This window comes from Micromonospora sp. NPDC005291 (assembly GCF_040607415.1).
In the GTDB taxonomy this organism is placed as follows: domain Bacteria; phylum Actinomycetota; class Actinomycetes; order Mycobacteriales; family Micromonosporaceae; genus Micromonospora.
Window position 1 is genome coordinate 224919 of the sequence record NZ_JBEXGR010000002.1, and the last position, 17157, is coordinate 242075.

At 70.9% G+C, this 17157-nt stretch carries 12 protein-coding genes; 3 read left to right on the forward strand and 9 right to left on the reverse strand.

Features of this window, described 5'->3' with window-relative positions; all coding sequences use genetic code 11:
• Positions 1-30 precede the first annotated feature (30 nt).
• A complete protein-coding gene (locus ABZT18_RS03235) occupies positions 31-5493 on the forward strand; it encodes a carboxyl transferase domain-containing protein (RefSeq protein ID WP_355250378.1) in 5463 nt (1820 codons plus the stop codon).
• A gap of 18 nt (positions 5494-5511) precedes the next feature.
• Here ABZT18_RS03235 and ABZT18_RS03240 read toward each other — a convergent pair whose 3' ends face one another.
• Entirely contained in the window at positions 5512-6921 is a 1410-nt protein-coding gene (locus tag ABZT18_RS03240; RefSeq protein ID WP_354992141.1) for an MFS transporter, read from the reverse strand.
• Between the two features lie 80 nt (positions 6922-7001).
• Here ABZT18_RS03240 and ABZT18_RS03245 point away from each other — a divergent pair, with 80 nt between their 5' ends.
• Entirely contained in the window at positions 7002-7883 is an 882-nt protein-coding gene (locus tag ABZT18_RS03245; RefSeq protein WP_354992142.1) for a LysR family transcriptional regulator, read from the forward strand.
• 93 nt (positions 7884-7976) lie between these two features.
• Here the strand turns inward: ABZT18_RS03245 and ABZT18_RS03250 are convergent, their stop codons facing one another.
• On the reverse strand, positions 7977-8555 hold the full coding sequence (locus tag ABZT18_RS03250) for a sigma-70 family RNA polymerase sigma factor (protein WP_354992143.1): 579 nt from the start codon (positions 8553-8555) through the stop codon (positions 7977-7979).
• 226 nt (positions 8556-8781) lie between these two features.
• Between ABZT18_RS03250 and ABZT18_RS03255 the strand changes: the two genes are divergently transcribed.
• Complete coding sequence (locus ABZT18_RS03255) at positions 8782-10218, forward strand: PepSY domain-containing protein (RefSeq protein WP_354992144.1); 1437 nt, start codon at positions 8782-8784, stop codon at positions 10216-10218.
• Positions 10219-10234: 16 nt separating this feature from the next.
• Here ABZT18_RS03255 and ABZT18_RS03260 read toward each other — a convergent pair whose 3' ends face one another.
• The 7 genes from ABZT18_RS03260 to manD form a co-directional block, all read right to left on the reverse strand.
• Positions 10235-12088: an ABC transporter ATP-binding protein gene (locus ABZT18_RS03260; RefSeq protein ID WP_354992145.1), complete on the reverse strand. Its 1854-nt coding sequence runs from the start codon at positions 12086-12088 to the stop codon at positions 10235-10237.
• Positions 12085-13791 carry an ABC transporter ATP-binding protein gene (locus tag ABZT18_RS03265; RefSeq protein ID WP_354992146.1) on the reverse strand — a complete coding sequence of 569 codons (1707 nt, stop codon included), beginning with the start codon at positions 13789-13791 and terminating at the stop codon, positions 12085-12087. Before ABZT18_RS03265 ends, ABZT18_RS03260 begins: the two co-directional genes overlap by 4 nt.
• A gap of 177 nt (positions 13792-13968) precedes the next feature.
• Positions 13969-14364 (reverse strand): hypothetical protein, encoded by a 396-nt coding sequence (locus ABZT18_RS03270; protein ID WP_354992147.1) that lies wholly within the window; start codon positions 14362-14364, stop codon positions 13969-13971.
• A 17-nt stretch (positions 14365-14381) separates the two neighbouring features.
• Positions 14382-14816 (reverse strand): hypothetical protein, encoded by a 435-nt coding sequence (locus tag ABZT18_RS03275; RefSeq protein ID WP_354992148.1) that lies wholly within the window; start codon positions 14814-14816, stop codon positions 14382-14384.
• Positions 14780-15211 (reverse strand): hypothetical protein, encoded by a 432-nt coding sequence (locus ABZT18_RS03280; protein WP_354992149.1) that lies wholly within the window; start codon positions 15209-15211, stop codon positions 14780-14782. The genes ABZT18_RS03275 and ABZT18_RS03280 overlap by 37 nt, the downstream gene beginning before the upstream one ends.
• Positions 15212-15352: 141 nt before the next feature.
• Positions 15353-15895, reverse strand: a complete 543-nt coding sequence (locus ABZT18_RS03285; protein ID WP_354992150.1) for a gluconokinase — start codon at positions 15893-15895, stop codon at positions 15353-15355.
• Positions 15885-17114 (reverse strand): D-mannonate dehydratase ManD, encoded by a 1230-nt coding sequence (manD, locus tag ABZT18_RS03290; protein WP_354992151.1) that lies wholly within the window; start codon positions 17112-17114, stop codon positions 15885-15887. The genes ABZT18_RS03285 and manD overlap by 11 nt, the downstream gene beginning before the upstream one ends.
• Positions 17115-17157 lie beyond the last annotated feature (43 nt).

A 17157-nucleotide genomic window follows, 5' to 3' on the forward strand; every position in this document is an offset into this window, starting at 1 on the left:
AGTTCGAGGTCTAGCTAAGGGGTCAGTCGGGTGTTCAACCGTGTCGCCATCGTCAACCGTGGTGAAGCCGCCATGCGGCTCATCCACGCGGTCCGCGAATTGGCCGCGGAGACCGGCATCCAGATCGAGACCGTCGCTCTTTACACCGACGTTGACCGCACCGCCACCTTCGTCCGCGAAGCGGACATCGCCTACGATCTCGGCCCGGCAGCTGCCCGCCCGTACCTCAACTTGGCGGTGCTGGAGCGCGCCCTGACGGAGACCGGGGCCGACGCCGCGTGGGTCGGCTGGGGTTTCGTCGCCGAGGATCCGGCGTTCGCGGAGCTGTGCGAGAAGATCGGCGTCACGTTCGTCGGGCCGAGCGCGGACGCCATGCGCCAGCTCGGCGACAAGATCGGCTCGAAGCTGATCGCCGAGAAGGTCGGCGTGCCGGTCGCGCCGTGGAGCCGCGGTGCCGTCGAAACCCTGGCAGCCGCCCAGGCCTCGGCCGCCGAGATCGGCTACCCGCTGATGCTGAAGGCGACCGCGGGCGGCGGCGGGCGCGGCATCCGTGTGGTCAGGAACGATGCCGAACTGGTCGACGCGTACGAGCGCACCAGTCAGGAGGCGGCGCGGGCGTTCGGCAGCGGCATCGTGTTCCTGGAGCGCCTGGTCACCGGGGCCCGGCACGTCGAGGTCCAGGTGATCGCCGACGGGCAGGGCACCGCGTGGGCGCTCGGCGTTCGCGACTGCTCGGTGCAGCGACGCAACCAGAAGGTCATCGAGGAGTCGGCGTCGCCGGTGCTCAGCCCGGCGCAGGCTGGCGAGCTCAGGACGTCGGCCGAGCGGCTGGCCCTGGCAGTGGGCTACCGCGGTGCGGCGACCGTTGAGTTCCTGTACCACCCCGGCGACCGGCTGTTCGCGTTCCTCGAAGTCAACACCCGCCTGCAGGTCGAGCACCCGATCACCGAGTTGACCACCGGGTTCGACCTGGTCAAGGCACAGCTGCACGTCGCCTCGGGTGGGCGGCTCGACGGCGAACCGCCGATGGAGCGCGGGCACGCCATCGAGGCTCGACTGAACGCCGAGGACCCCGACCGCGACTTCGCGCCGTCGCCGGGCCGAATCGCGCGGCTCGACCTGCCCAGCGGCCCCGGCATCCGGGTGGACACCGGCGTCAGCGAGGGCGACACCATCCCGGCCGACTTCGACTCGATGATCGCGAAGATCATCGCGTACGGCCGCGATCGGGACGAGGCACTCGGCAAGCTTCGGCGAGCGATGGCGAACACCACGGTGATCATCGAGGGCGGCGCGACGAACAAGAGCTTCGTGCTCGACCTGCTCGACCAGCCCGAGGTGATCGACGCCAGCGCGGACACCGGCTGGATCGACCGCGTCCGCGGCGAGGGCAGACTCGTCACGCACCGCCACTCCGCGGTCGCACTGGCGGCCGCCGCCATCGAGGCGTACGAGGAGGAGGAACGCGTCGAGCGGCAGCGTCTGCTGTCGACGGCGTCCGGTGGGCGCCCGCAGGTGCAGCATGCCAGCGGCCGACCATTGGACCTCAAGTTGCGTGGCGTCGACTACCGCACGCGCGTGGCGCGGGTCGGCGCACACCGGTTCCGCGTCGGCATCGAGGCAGGTGCCGTCATGCGCACCGCCGACGTCAAGCTCGACCGCTTCGATCGGCACACCGGCCAGATCGTCGTCAACGGCATCCGGTACCGCCTGCTCACCGGCACCTACGGGCCCACCCACCTGGTCGAGGTGGACGGCGTGACGCACCGGGTCAGCCGCGACGAGGGTGGCGTCCTCCGCTCCCCGATGCCCGCGCTGGTCGTCGCCACGCCGCTGGAGGTCGGCGCCGAGGTCGAGGCGGGCGCACCGGTGCTGGTGCTGGAAGCGATGAAGATGGAGACCGTGCTGCGGGCGCCGTTCAGGGCGCGGCTGAAGGAGTGCGCCGTCTCCGTCGGCAGCCAGGTGGAAGCGGGTGCGCCGCTGATGCGACTGGAGCCGCTCGCCGACGAGTCCGACGAAACCGCGGACGACCCGACCGTCGAGACCGTCGAACTGGACCTGCCCACCGCCGCCGAGGACATTCCGGCGTACGAGCGCAGCAGGCGCGGTCAGGAGGACCTGCGCGGTCTGCTGCTCGGCTTCGACGTCGATCCGCACGACGACCGTCGGGTGCTCGACGGCTACGTCACCGCGCGGCGGGCTGCCACCGAGGCCGGTCATCGGCCGCTGGCCGCTGAGCTCGACCTCATCGAGGTGTTCGCCGACCTCGTCGAGCTGAGCCGCAACCGGCCGACGGGCGAGGACGGCGGCGCCGCCCACGTCCACAGCGCCCGGGAGTACTTCCACACCTACCTGCAGAGCCTCGACGTCGAGCGGGCCGGGCTGCCGGTTGCCTTCCAGACCAAGCTCGCCAAGGCGCTCGGCCGGTACGGCGTCACCGACCTGGAGCGCTCCCCCGCCCTCGAAGCCGCCGTCTTCCGGATCTTCCTCGCCCAGCAACGCGCGTCCGCCGACGCGACGGTCGTCGCGACGCTGCTGCGCGCGTGGCTGCGGGAGACCCCGCCGGACGACACGCTGCGCGAGCCCGCCGGTCTCGCGCTGGAGCGGTTGATCGCCGCGACGCAGGTCCGCTTCCCCGCGGTGGCCGACCTCGCCCGTGGCGTGGTGTTCGCCTGGTTCGCCCAGCCGCTGCTGCGCCGCAACCGCGCCCGCGTCTACGCCGAGGTCCGTGGGCACCTGCGGCACCTGGACGCCCACCCGGACGCGGCGGACCGCGCCGAGCGCATCGCCGAGATGGTACGCAGCACAGAGCCACTGGTCCGGCTGCTCGGCCAGCGGCTCGTCCGCGACCACCTCGACAACGCGGTCATGCTGGAGGTGCTGACCCGGCGGTACTACGGCAACAAGGCGCTCACCAGCGTGCGCACCCGCGAGGTCGCGGGCTGCACGTTCGTGGTCGCCGAGCGCGCCGACTCGAGCGTGGTCTCCGCCGCGGTGAGCTTCGATGCGTTGGGCAGCGCACTGCGCGGGCTGGCCGAACTGGCCAGCGGCGAGGACTCCGTCGACGCCGACATCTACCTCGGCTGGGAGAACCAGCCGGAGGACTTCGACGCGATGGCGGCCGCACTGGCCGAGGTCATCGCGGCGCACCCGCTGCCGCCCCAGGTCCGTCGGGTCACCACGACCGTCGCGGGTCGCGGCGGAGCGGTGATGCACCACCACTTCACCTTCCGCCCGTCGAGCACTGAGATGACCGAGGACCGGCTGATCCGCGGTCTGCACCCGTACATCGCGCAGCGGATGCAGCTGGAGCGGCTGCACAAGTTCGACCTGACCCGGCTGCCGTCGTCGGACGAGGAGGTCTACCTCTTCCAGTGCGTGGCGAGGGAAAACCGGGCGGACGAGCGCCTCGTCGCGTTCGCGCAGGTACGGGACCTGACCGAGCTTCGTGAGCAGGACGGCCGCCTGGTCGCGCTGCCGACGACCGAGGACGCCATCGCCGCCTGCCTCGACTCGATCCGTCGCGCACAGTCGCGGCGACCGTCGAAGACGCGCTTCAACACCAACCGGATCGTGGTCTACGTCTGGCCGCCGAGCGAGCTCACCCGCCAGGAGATGGAGATGATCGCCGGGCGCGTACGCCCGACGACCGTTGGCGCCGGGCTGGAGGAGATCCTGTTCATCGCGCGGCAGCGCGACCGCCGGACCGGCGAGCTGACCAAGATCGCCGTGCGGATCTCGTTCGACGCCTCGGGCGGGGCCGACCTGGCCGTCGGTGAGCCGCCGGTCGAGCCGGTCGAGCCGCTCGACGAGTACCGGCTGAAGGTGCTGCGCGCGAGCAGCCGCAACACCGTGTACCCGTACGAGCTGACCGGCCGGCTCGGTGACTTCGTCGAGTACGACCTCGACGACGACCATGTGTTGGTGCCGGTGGACCGGCCGAAGGGACGCAACAGCGCCGCGATCGTCGCCGGGGTGGTCACGACGCCGACCGAGCGCTACCCGCAGGGTGTCACCCGCGTGGTGCTGCTCGGCGACCCGACGAAGTCGCTGGGCGCCCTGTCGGAGCCGGAGTGCCGGCGCGTGATCGCCGCACTGGACCTGGCGGAGCGGATGCACGTGCCGTTGGAGTGGTGGGCGCTGTCCGCCGGCGCTCGGATCTCGATGACCTCGGGCACGGAGAACATGGACTGGGTGGCCGCGGCGCTCAAGCGGATCGTCGAGTTCACCCAGGCCGGTGGTGAGATCAACATTGTGGTCGCGGGCATCAACGTCGGCGCGCAGCCGTACTGGAACGCCGAGGCGACGATGCTCATGCACACCAAGGGCATCCTGGTGATGACACCGGACTCGGCGATGGTGCTCACCGGCAAGCAGTCGCTCGACTTCTCCGGTGGTGTGTCCGCAGAGGACAACTTCGGCATCGGCGGCTACGACCGGGTGATGGGGCCGAACGGGCAGGCGCAGTACTGGGCGCCGAACCTGACGGCCGCACGGGACGTGGTGATGTCGCACTACGACCACACGTACGTCGCACCCGGCGAGGACGCGCCACGGCGGGCGGCCACCACCGACCCCGCGGACCGCGACATCTCCGACTTCCCACACGACGTGGCGGGCAGCGCCTTCCGCACCGTCGGGGAGATCTTCTCCGTCGAGTCGAACCCGGACCGCAAGAAGCCGTTCGACATCCGTACGGTGATGCGCGCCCTCTCCGACCAGGACCACCCGGTGCTGGAGCGCTGGGCGGGCATGGCCGACGCGGACACCGCGGTCGTGCAGGACATCCACCTCGGTGGCATCCCGGTCTGCCTGCTCGGCATCGAGTCCCGGTCGGTGCCGCGGCACGGCTTCCCGCCCACCGACGGTCCGGACACCTACACGGCGGGCACGCTGTTCCCCCGCTCGTCGAAGAAGGCCGCGCGGGCGATCAACGCGGCCAGCGGCAACCGACCTCTCGTCGTACTGGCGAACCTGTCGGGCTTCGACGGCTCACCGGAGTCGATGCGCAAGCTCCAGTTGGAGTACGGCGCCGAGATCGGCCGGGCAATCGTGAACTTCCGGGGGCCCATCGTCTTCTGCGTGATCTCGCGCTACCACGGCGGTGCGTTCGTGGTGTTCTCGAAGGCGCTGAACCCGAACATGACCGTGCTCGCCCTGGAGGGTTCGTTCGCCTCGGTGCTCGGTGGCGCCCCCGCCGCCGCTGTGGTGTTCGCCGCCGACGTCAACGCCCGTACGGCGGCCGACGCCCGGGTGCGGGACCTGGAGACCCGCGCCGGTGCCGCGACGGGCACCGAACGCGCCGCGCTGACCGCCGAACTCGACGAGCTGCGCTCGTCGGTACGCGCGGAGAAGCTCGGCGAGGTGGCGACGGAGTTCGACCGGGTGCACAACATCCAGCGCGCCGTCGAGGTCGGCTCGGTGGACGCCGTCATCCGCGCCGCCGAACTGCGCCCGCGCATCATCGACGCCATCGAGGCCCGCCTGGGCTAGGGGAACGCAATCGGGCCTTCACCCCTCGACGTGAGCGAACACAAACCAGGCGATGGCGCAGACCGCAGCCGACATCAGCAGAGCCCACCCGGTGCCTGCGGCAACGGCAGCACCCATGACGACGACGCCGAGGGTGGCGCCGACCTGGCGCACTGTGTTGAGCAGGCCGCCCACCGCGCCGGCCGTGCCAGCCGGGGCGGCGCCGACGAGGGCCACGACCAACGCCGGCAAGGCGTAGGAGACGCCAAAGCCGGTCAGCACGAGGCCGACCGCGAGCCACAGGTAGCCGCCGTGGGCGAAGACCACGCCTGCCAGCACTGCACCTCCAGCGGCCAACAGAGCCAGACCGGCCAGGATCGGACGGCGGGGACCTACCCGCGCCACGATCTTGCCGGTGAACGGCGGATTGGCCGCGAAGGGAATCGTCAGCGGCAGGAACGCCAGCCCGGTCTCCAGCGGGTCCAGGTGCCGCTCCTGCTGCAACAGCAACGGCAGCACGAACAGACCCCCGGTCAACGCGAAGTTCACCGCCGCAGCGGCCAGCAGCCCGGCCCGCACCCGGCCGGACCGCAGCAGTGCCCGGTTCAGGACCGGTGCCGGGCTGCGGCGCTCCAGGCGGAGGAACACCAGCACCGACACCGCGAACCCCAACGACGACGACACGGCGTGGGCCCAGGCCTGCGAACCAGCAGCGATCAGCGCGTCCGTGGAGAGGGCGAGCACTACGGCGGCGGCCACCTGGGCGGACCAATCGATCGGGCGGTCACTGCGCGGGCAGGCCACTGCCCGGCCCAGCGTCAGCGCCAGCACCGCCAGGCCGATGGGCACGTTGACCAGAAAGATCGACCGCCATCCGGCCGCGTCGACCAGGGCACCGCCCACGAGCGGACCGGCCGCGACGGCCGCACCGCTGATCGCGGCCCAGGCCGAGACCGCGCGCGCCCGTGCCGCCGGTTCTGGATAGAGCTGGGCGATCATCGCCATCGAGGCGGGCACACACGCCGCCGCGGCGACCCCCGAGACTGCCCGCAGGAGGACCAGTGCCCACAGCCCCGGCGCGAACGCACTGAGCAGGGATGCGAGCGTGAAGACCGTGATGCCGGCCCGGAAGAGCCGTGCGGCACCGAAGCGGTCCGCCGCCGCCCCCGCCGAGAGCAGCAGCGCGGCGAACGCCACGGTGTAGCCGGCGGTCACCCACTGCAACCCGGCCATCGAGGTGTCCAGAGACGACGCCAGATCGGGCTCGGCGACCGACAGCACCGTCATGTCCAGCAACACCATGAAGTAGCCCAGCGAAATGCCGGCGAGGGCGCTGGAACGCTTCCGCGACGGACGGGGATTGGCTCCTGTCGATGCAGATAAACCCAGAAGGACCATAGCTGGGGCAGCTCCCGAAGACGACGGTGGAGGGACGCCACCACTGTGCATTTGGGCAGGCCAACGGCTCCACCGCCGCAGCCGTACGACGCGTTCGGAATGTCCGAACGCGTCGTGCTGTTGTTCGGCGGGTGGAGCTACGCCAACTCAGGACCTTCGAGGCCGTTGTCCGCCACCGCACCGTGACCGATGCCGCGGTCGCGCTCGACCTCGCCCCGTCGTCGGTGTCCCAGCAGATCCGGGCTCTCGAGGAAGCACTCGGCGTGGCCCTGTTCGTGCGCGGTCCGAGGGGAATGCGGCTGACTTCGGCCGGACAACGGTTGCAGGGATGGGCACGGTCGCTGCTCGACCAGGCCCAGCAGGCCACGCGCGACGTCAGACGCGAACGGCAACTGATCCGGCTCGGCGCGTTGGAAACCATCTCCAGCACCTACGGCCCCGCCGTGTTCGCCCGGTTCGCGGAACGCCGGCCCGACATCGACCTTGAGATCCATTCCGAACGCGCCCGCGACGGCCTCCTTGCCGAGGTGATCGAGGGACGACTGGAAGCGGCCCTGCTGCTGGATTCAGGCGACGATGTCGGCGGCCTCGGCTTCCCCAGCCCCGCCGAACCGCTCGCCTTTCTCGACCTCGACGCGGTCCCCCTCGCACTGGTGGCCACGTCCGCGCACCCACTCGCCGGCCGAGCGGCACTGACTCCCGACGACCTCAAGCACGAGCAGCTCCTGGTCAACGTGCCGGAGTGCTCGTTCTGGTTGGCAGGGAACACGATTCTGGGCTCCGGTCCCAAACGGGTCAAAGTCGGAGGCGTTCCGGTGATGCGGGCATGGGCCGAGCACGGGCTCGGAATCTCGCTGCTACCCCGGTTCGCGGTCGCCGAGAGCCTCCGCTCCGGCGCCCTGATCCAACTCGACCTTCCCCTCCCGGATCTCAGCCTGCGGCTGATCTGGCGAGAAGACCAGGAGTCGTTGCCCGGCATGCGCGACATCCTGTACGCCGCAGCCTGTCCCTGACCACACCCCACCCGCCTGGCGAGGTGGATCAATCTCGGGCGGCGCGGCGCAGCTCAGAGTGCAAAAACAGTGAACGCTGCACGGTTTCCACCCTCAGCCGGTTCGCTTCCCACGGGCCGGGCCAGTGTCGGCCTGCCAGGCCGTGACGAGATCCTCGCGAGCCCGGGCGACACGGGAGCGGATCGTGCCGACGGGGCACTGGCAGACGTCGGCAGCCTCGGCGTAGGACAGGCCGAGCACGTGGGTGGCGACGAACGCCTCGCGACGCTCCCGGGTCAGGCCGGCGATCAACCGGTGCAGGGTCACGCCCTCGTCGATGCCGGCGGTGATCGCCCCGGCAGCCTCGGCCGCTGCCTGCCAGTCCGGCACCGATGCCGTCCTCGGCCGAGCCACCGCCGTCCGGACGTGATCGACGGCAACGCGCCGGGCGATCGTGAACACCCACGTCCGGGCGGACGAGCGACCGGCAAAGCGGGGCAGGCTGCGAAATGCCCTCAGGAACGTCTCCTGGGTCAGGTCGTCGGCCTCACCCGGCCCGGCCAGATGCGACAGGAACCGCCAGACCTGGTCCTGTAGGGCCCGGACGAACGCCGTGGCGGCCTGCCGGTCGCCCTGGCCCGCGTCCTGCGCCCACCGGGTCACCTGGTCGTCGTCAACGACGCCCTTCCGCACCGACCACCGTCCTGTGTGCCACGGGCGCTCCTCCATGCCGAGATGCCGTCGTCGGAACGCCGCCGGTCAGCCGCGCACTCTGGTTGTCGGAGGCGGGTCCGGAAAAGTTCCCGGGGCTCCCCCGTTCGGCGGATTTCCCGGATGTCCGACTCGGTGGGAACCGACACCGCCCGCCATCCGACTACCGATTCCGACCGCCCCGCGCATCGAGTCGATCGGATACCGCATGACGTCCACCGTTGAGACGCCCGAATCCACTCCCCCCGCGCCGGCTCCGGCCGCGACGTCCGGGGCCCGCGCGGGGTGGGGCGGACTGCTGCTGCGTATCCACTTCTACGCCGGGATCCTGGTCGCCCCGTTCCTCGTCGTGGCGGCGCTGACCGGCCTCGCGTACACGGTCACGCCACAACTGGAGAGGATCGTCCACGGCGAGCAGCTCATGGTCGACAAGGTCGGCGACGACGCGCGTCCGCTGGCCGAACAGATCGCGGCCGCCCGGATCGCCCATCCTGACGGCGCCCTCGCATCCGTGGCGCCCGGCGACGGGGACGCGACGACCCGGGTGGTGTTCGACGTCGCTGCCCTCGGGGACCGGCAACACACCGTCTACGTCGACCCGTACACCGGCGAGGTGAAGGGGACGCTGACGACCTGGTTCGGGTCGACACCGGTCACGACCTGGCTGGACGACCTGCACCGCAACCTGCACCTCGGCGTCGTGGGCCGTTACTACTCGGAGATCGCCGCGAGTTGGCTGTGGGTCCTCGTGTTCGGCGGGATCATCCTGTGGTGGCGTCGGCAGCGCCCCGGCGCAGGTCGGGTGCGACGGCTCTTCGGCCCCGATCTCGCGGCCCGTCGGGGTGTGCGGCGCACCCGTGGCTGGCACGCGGCGACCGGGCTGTGGCTCGCCGTTGGTCTGCTGTTCCTCGCCGCCACCGGCCTGACCTGGTCCCGCCACGCCGGGGAGAACTTCGGCGCGGGGCTGGACGCCCTCGATTCCCGTACCCCCGAGGTGTCCACCGTGCTGCCGGGTGCGGCCGCGCCCACCGACGACGCCGGCCACCACGGCGGCGGACACAGTGGGCAGGCCACCGCGATCGACCCTGCCGCCACCGACCGTGTCCTCGCGATCGCCCGCAGCGCCGGCCTGGACGGCCCCGTCGAGATCACGCCCGCCGCCGACACCCACACGGCGTGGACCGTCACGCAGGTGGACGACACCTGGCCGGTCCGCAAGGACAGCGTCGCCGTCGACCCTGCCGCCGGCACCGTCACCGCCCGCAGCGACTTCGGGTCCTGGCCGCTGCTGGCACAACTGAGCAGCCTCGGCATCCAGGCCCACATGGGGCTGCTGTTCGGGCCGGTCAACCAGATCCTGCTCGCCGCCCTCGCCCTCGGGCTGCTCTGCGTCATCGTGTGGGGCTACCGCATGTGGTGGCAACGCCGCCCCACCCGCACCGACCGTCGCGCCCCCGTCGGCACCGCCCCCGAGCGCGGCGTCTGGCGGCTGGTGCCCGGTTGGGGCCTCGTCCTCGGCGTACCCGTCGTCATCGCCGTCGGGTGGGTGCTACCGGTGTTCGGGGTGACCCTGCTGGCCTTCCTCGCCCTCGACTGTGCCATCGGGGCCTGGCGGACCCGCCAGGCCAGAGCCACGGCCGGATGAGGCACGGGTGCCCCGCTCAGCCTGGGACGGGCTGGTTCTGGATCTGCTCGGCGCTCTCGCGTCTCCTCGGCACCACGAGATCGGGCATGCTCCAGGAGCGCCACAGCTGGCTGTACCCGCCGCCGGCGTCGAGCAACTCGGCGTGTGTGCCGTGCTCGGCGATGCGCCCGTGGTCCATGACGATGACGCGGTCCGCGGTGGCCGCCTGGCTGAGGCGGTGGGCGACGATCAGGGTGGTGCGGCCCTCGGTGGCGGCTACGGCGGCGCGGTCGAGGTCACGCGCGCCCGCGCTGCCCGCCTCCGCGGTGGCCTCGTCGAGGACCGCGACAGCGGGGTCGGCGAGGACGAGGCGAGCCAGTGCGAGCTGCTGGGCCTGAGCCGACGTGAGGTGCCGTCCACCCTCCCCCACCGCCGTGGCGAGACCGTCAGGCAGGGTACGCAGCCAGTCGGTGGCGCCGACGAGGTCGAGGGCGGCGGTCAGCTCGGCGTCGGTGGCATCCGGGTTGGCCAGCCGCAGGTCGTCGGCGAGCGGCCCGGCGAAGACGTGCACCTCCTGGCTGATCAGGGCGATCTCACGACGGAGGCGGTGCTCGCCGAGGTGCGCCAGCGGCACACCGCGCAGGCTCACCGCACCGTGGCTGGGCGCGATGATGCCGGCGATGATGCCGGCGAGCGTGCTCTTGCCCGCTCCGCTCGCGCCGACGAGAGCGACACGCTCCCCGGGTGCGAGACGGAGGGCAATGTCCCGCAGCACGACGGGTCCGTCGTCGTAGCGGTGCTGCGCGACGGTCACCTCCAGTGCCGCCGGCTCGGGCCGCTCTCGTCGAGCGGGCCGAGTGCCGTCGGAGGACGCGGTGTCCGGCAGCGTGGTGACGCCGACGAGCCGGGCGAGGCTCGCCCCGGCCTGCAGCACGGAGTCCGATTCCATCAGCAGCAGGCCGATGGGGTTGAAGAGGCGGTGGAAGTAGAGCGCGGCGGTGGTGGCCGCTCCCACCGTGACGAAGTCGTCGCGTACCAGCAGGAAACCGGCGAGCAGCACGGCGGCGAGCCCCACGAACTCCGACCGGTTGATGCGCAGCCCGAACCGCGTGAACAGGCCGAAGATCTCCAGCGACAGGTCACGGGCCACCGCGGAGCGATCCGCGATCCGCGCGATGTGGGCGTCCTCCATCCGGTAGGCGCGTACGGTCGCCGAGCCGCGAAGCGCCTCGGCCGTCGCCTGTGTGCGCTCGCCCGTCGCCACTCGCTCGCGGGCGTAGAACGACACCGACCGCTTCAAGTACCAGCGCAGTGCCATCGCGTACGCCGGGACGGCGACCAGCCCGGCGATGCCGAGCCGCCAGTCGAGGGCGAAGAGCCCCGCCGCGGTCAACACGATGGTCAGCAGAGCACCGAGGAACGCGGGGCCACTGGTGGCGATCACGTTCGTCACCACGGCCACGTCGTCGCCGGCGCGTGCCACCAGGTCCCCGGTCCCGGCTCGCTCCAGGGTGGCCGAAGGTAGGTGCAGAGCGCGGTCGAGGACACGCTCCCGGAGCCGGGCCAGCACGGTCTCGCCGAGGCGTGCGGCGACCGCCGCTCCGACCGCCGTGAGGAGTCCAGCGAGCACCGCGGCGCCCGCGATCACACCCGCCCAGGACACCATCTGTGGCGTGTCGGACCCGGCGATGACGTCATCGACGAGGCGGCCGAGCACCCATGGGGCGACGAGCCCGGTCGCGGCCGCGGCGACCAGCAACGTGCCGGCGACGGCGCTGAGCCCGGGCAGGCGGGTCAACTCGGTACGGAGAGCGGCCCAGGTCTGCCGGCCGGTGGCCGTTGGCAGCAGTTGCCGGGGCTCAACGCCGGTCACGATCGACTTGTCGGTCATCGCAGGATCTCTTCCCGGTAGCGGGCGTCGCTGGCGAGCAGCTGCTCATGCGGGCCCTCGGCGACGACCCGCCCGCCGTCGATCACGGCCACCCGGTGTGTGACCCGCAGCAGGGCCGGGCTGGTGGTGATCAGCACCGTGCCACGGGTCGCCGCCCCGCGAGCCGAGGCCAGACCCTCGGCGAGCAGCCCCTCGGTCACCGCGTCGACCGCCGTGGTGGGGTCGTGCAGCACCAGCACCGGCGGGTCGGCGGCGAGTGCCCTGGCCAGTCCGATCCGCTGCCGCTGCCCGCCGGACAGGTTCGCTCCTCGCTCGGTGAGCAGGCGGTCGAATCCGTGCGGGTGCGCGGCAAGCACGTCCTCGGCTGCGGCAGCCCGCACAGCGGCACGCAGGACAGTGTCGTCGAGGTGGGCGCCAGCGCTGAGATTGGCGCGCAGGGTCCCTTCGAACAGCGCCACGTCGTGCTGCTCGACCAGGACCGTGGCGCGCATGGCGTCGATGTGCAGCTCTTCGGCGGGCACGCCGTCGACGTACAGCGTTCCCCGGTAGTCCTGGTGGGGCACCCGGCCGGACAGCAGCGCGACCAGCGCCTCGGCGTCGCTCGGATCGTAGGCGAGCACGCCCAGGATCTCACCGGCGCGGACGTGCAGGCTGACGTCGTCGAGGTCGGCGTGACAGACCGCGTCGAGGGTGAGCCGCGACGAGCTCGGGGCGGGCGGCCCAGCGGTGCCCGGCCGGATGACCGGGGCGGCACCGAGGACCCGGGCGACCCGACCCGCGGAGGCCCGGGCCATGGCGAACAGCTGTACGCAGTACCCGAGCGTCTGCACCGGCTCGGCGATGAACTGGGCCAGCCCGACGACGGCGACGAGCTCGCCGATGGTGAGTCGGCCCTGTAGCGCGAGCCAGCCCGCGACGCCGGCGACCGTCGCGAGGAAGAGGCCGTTGACCATGGTGGTGAGCCCGAGGTGCAGGCCCTTGGTGGTGGCGGCACGCAGAGTGACGTCGAGGGCGTGGCGGCTGGCACCGGCGTACCGGCGTGCGGCGTGATCCTGGGCGCCGATGCCGCGCAGCACACGCAGGCCGGTGACGAGGTCGACGGCGAGTGCGGTCGTGGCCGCGAGGGCCTCCTGTTGCGATGTGCTGCGGCGGGTGAGCAACGGCGCCATCCGTTGCAGGGCGACGACCAGCAGCGGTACGGCGATGAGCACCCCGAGCCCGAGAGGAACGTCGACGACGAGCAACGCGACGGCCGCGACCACGATGGCGGTGAGCGCTGCCGCGGTGAGCCCCGCGACCCGCACGACCAGGGCGGACAGCTCGGCGTCGGAGGCCGTGACGGAGAGCAGTTCTCCGTCACGCATGCCCGAGCGGCGCCCACGCGGGTCGAGTGCGCTCTGGGCGATCTCGACCCGGATGGCGTGCGCCTCGTGTTCCACCGCGGCGTACGCCATCCGGGCACCGGTCCGATAGGCGAAGGCGAGAACGGTGAACAGGGCGGCAAGGCCGGCGAGCGAGAGCAGCAGCGCGCGGACATCCCCGGTGGCAACCGCACGGTCGATGACCACGCCGATGGCGACCGGGACGAGGGCTTCGGCGGCCTGGTGTGTGCAGAGCAGCGCGATGCCGAGAGTTACCCGACCGCGCTGTCGGCGCAGGGCGCGGCGCAGCACCACTGTGCCGCTGATCTCGGCGACTGTCATGCTCGGATCAATGAGGGCATGGCGGCAGACTCCACATGATTTAGGGCAGCCTAACCTAACATGCCGTCGCGAGACCGGGCCGGCCGGGCGGGTGCCGACAGTTTCTCAGAAGACCCGGTGGCACGGAGGCGCGGCGACGATCCAGTGACCGCCGCCACGCCCTCGTCCACAAGCCGATCAGGCCTTGTCGTACTCGGTGACGCAGTTGTACCGATCCCCGCCGCCCCAGTCGACGCAGAGCACGAACTTGTAGTTGGCGCCCTCGACGAGGTCGTACACCCCGCCATTGGAGGCGGACCGGGTGACACAACTCCCGTTGCTCTTGGCCTGGATGGTGTAGCGGTGGGTGTTGGTGCTGGCGGTGTAGACCCGCAGGTCGATGTAACGGCCGTCTGCCTCTTCATCGCAAACGGTGAGCACGTCCCCGTAGCTGGTGAAGGTCATCGAACCGGCATCGCCGTTCCACGTCCACACCGGACCGAAGCTCGCGTGGGCGGGCACGGCCACCGCCAGTGCCGCCAGGACTGCGGCACCAGACATGCCGAGGCTGGTCAACGTACGACGCATTCTCATTGCGTTTCCTCCCCGACCTACGCGGTCTGGTTGATGCTCCGGCAGAACCGCAACCCGCCGTCGGCGTTGTCGAGACACACCACGATCCGGTACTCCCGGCCCTCGACGAGGTCATGTGACCCGCCCTGACTGGCCCGCGCCATCGTGCAGGTGTCGTTACCGTGCGCCTGAATCACGTAGATCAGCTTGGAGCCGTGATACACCCGGCCATCGACATAGAACCCGTCGGCCTGGAGGTCACAGATCTCGACGATGTCGCCGTAGGCTTTGAACATCAGGTCGCCGCCGGGGTTGTCGTCCGAGGTCCTGATCCAGGTGTCTGCCATTGCCGGTGCGGCGAACAGGAACGACCCGGTGATCATGGCCAACGACATGCCCGCCGCAGCGAGCCAGCGCTTTGTTCTCAACACACTCCTCAACAATCCGCGACCTTTGTGCTGTTGTCGTTCCACCAGGCGGCCTTGTCCTCACTGCCCTGGACATAGTGGATGTCGTCCCACAGCCTGATGTTGAACCGGTAGCAGCCCTTGCCGACCCCACGCTCGACGAGGTCGTACGCGCCGCCCTGGCTTGCCCGGCGGGTGGTGCAGTTGCCGTTTCCGGACGCCTGGATGCTGAAGCCCGCGCCCGTGAAGATGTGGGTCACCACCATGTTCACGTGCGCGCCGTCCGCCTGGATGTCGCACACCTGGATGATGTCGCCATCCGGCCAGAAGTCGACGCGTCCGCCCGGCGTCCCGTCATTGGTGTACATCCAGTAGTGCGGACCGGCATAGGCCTGCGCCGGGCTGCCCACCATGACCGTTCCGAAAAGTGCCATCGTGATGGCCACGAACATCGTGGTCATCCGTCGAAGCGTCACGGACGCCCTCCCATCGATCGTCCGCGCCAAACCTGACGCGGGTGTCCCGGCGAGTTGTCGCTCGCCAGGACACCCACTATTCGACGGCCGTCCTGCAGGTCCCCTGCAAACGGCTTGCAGCGTCGGCTACCGCTCCTCCACCGGGAGCGAGACGGGCAGGCCGAGGCCCTTGACGGCCGCCACTATCAGGGCTTCCGGAGCGAGCGAGACGTCGAGTACGAGCACCGACTCGTCCGGCTCGGCCGGTTCCAGCGTGGCGAGCTGTGATTCGAGCAGGCTCGCCGGCATGTAGTGCCCCTCGCGCCGAGCCATTCGGGCCCGGATGACCTCCGCCGGCCCGTCCAGGTGCACCACGTCCACCGACAGCGGCCCCTGACGCAGCACGTCCCGATACGACCGCTTCAGCGCCGAGCAAGCCAGCACCGTCGACCGGCCCTCGGCGGCGCGGTCGGCTGTCCAGGCGGCGATGTCCCGCAGCCACGGCCAGCGGGTGGTGTCGTCCAGCGGTACGCCGGAGCGCATCCGCGCCACGTTCGCCGGAGAGTGGAACTCGTCCGCCTCGGCAAACACCAGCCCGGTCGCCGCGCTGATCCCCCGCGCCACCGTGGTCTTGCCGGCCCCGGAAACACCCATCACCACGACGTGCCGGCTACGCGGCTCACCAGTCATGAACCGTGCCGTCCTTGAGCCGGTTGAACGGCAGGTAGGCCGGCTCGTACGGGAATCGGGCCGCCGCCTCCTCGTCGAGCTCCACCCCGAGCCCCGGTTGGTCGCCCGGGTGCAGGTAGCCGTCCGTGAAGGTGAACGACTGCCGGAACACCTCGTTGGCCAGCGGGGTGTGCTTCATGTACTCCTGGATCCCGAAGTTGTGGATGGCGAGGTCCAGGTGGAGTGCCGCGGCCATGCCCACCGGGGAGATATCGGTGGGGCCGTGGATGCCCGACTTGATCTGGTACTGGGCGGCGAAGTCGAGCAACTTGCGCATGGCGGTGATGCCGCCGGTGTGAGTGACCGCCGACCGGACGTAGTCGATCAGCTGCTCCCGGATCAGGGTCTGGTAGTCCCAGACCGTGTTGAAGACCTCGCCGATGGCCAGCGGGGTGGTCGTGTGCTGGCGGACCAGCCGGAGTGCCTCCTGGTTCTCGGCCGGGGTGCAGTCCTCAAGCCAGAACAGGTCGTACGGTTCGAGGGCCTTGCCGAGCTTGGCGGCCTGGATCGGGGTCATCCGGTGGTGACCGTCGTGCAGCAACGGCAACTCCGGGCCGAACTCGCCGCGGACCGCCTCGAAAACCGTGGGCAGGTGGCGCAGGTACGAACGGGTGTCCCAGTCCTCCTCGACGGGCAGCGGGGTGCGCTGCGCCGGTTCGTAGTCGTACCGCTGCCCGGTGGCGCTGGGCTGCGCGGCCACGCCGTAGACCGCGTTGATGCCCGGCACCGAGGTCTGCACCCGGATCGACCGGAAGCCTTCGTCGAGGTGACGGCGGATCGAGTCGAACAGCTCGGGGATGTCCCGACCCGACGCGTGCCCGTACGCCATGATGCCGGTGCGGGACGCGCCGCCCAGCAGCTGGTACAACGGCATGCCAGCGGCCTTGGCCTTGATGTCCCAGAGTGCGACGTCCACCGCGGCGATGGCCGCCATGGTGACCGGCCCACGCCGCCAGTACGCCGAGCGGTACAGGAACTGCCAGGTGTCCTCGATCCGGTGCGCGTCCCGCCCCATCAGCAGCGGGGCGACGTGGTCACGCAGGTACGACGCGACGGACAGCTCACGGCCGTTGAGCGTGGCGTCACCCAGACCGGTGATGCCCTCATCGGTGGTGATCTTCAGGGTGACGAAGTTCCGGTCGGGGCTGGACACGATGATGTCCGCAGCGATGATCTTCACGGGGTGCCTTTCGTTCTGTCCAATGCCGGTGGCGGTGAGTTCC

Coding starts and splice junctions, on each gene's coding strand:
- ABZT18_RS03240 (WP_354992141.1), bottom strand. CDS start 6,921: ATGCACAGTGGTGGCGTCCCTCCACCGTCGTCTTCGGGAGCTGCCCCA.
- ABZT18_RS03255 (WP_354992144.1), top strand. CDS start 8,782: ATGACGTCCACCGTTGAGACGCCCGAATCCACTCCCCCCGCGCCGGCT.
- ABZT18_RS03260 (WP_354992145.1), bottom strand. CDS start 12,088: ATGACCGACAAGTCGATCGTGACCGGCGTTGAGCCCCGGCAACTGCTG.
- ABZT18_RS03265 (WP_354992146.1), bottom strand. CDS start 13,791: ATGACAGTCGCCGAGATCAGCGGCACAGTGGTGCTGCGCCGCGCCCTG.
- ABZT18_RS03270 (WP_354992147.1), bottom strand. CDS start 14,364: ATGAGAATGCGTCGTACGTTGACCAGCCTCGGCATGTCTGGTGCCGCA.
- ABZT18_RS03280 (WP_354992149.1), bottom strand. CDS start 15,211: ATGACCACGATGTTCGTGGCCATCACGATGGCACTTTTCGGAACGGTC.
- ABZT18_RS03285 (WP_354992150.1), bottom strand. CDS start 15,895: ATGACTGGTGAGCCGCGTAGCCGGCACGTCGTGGTGATGGGTGTTTCC.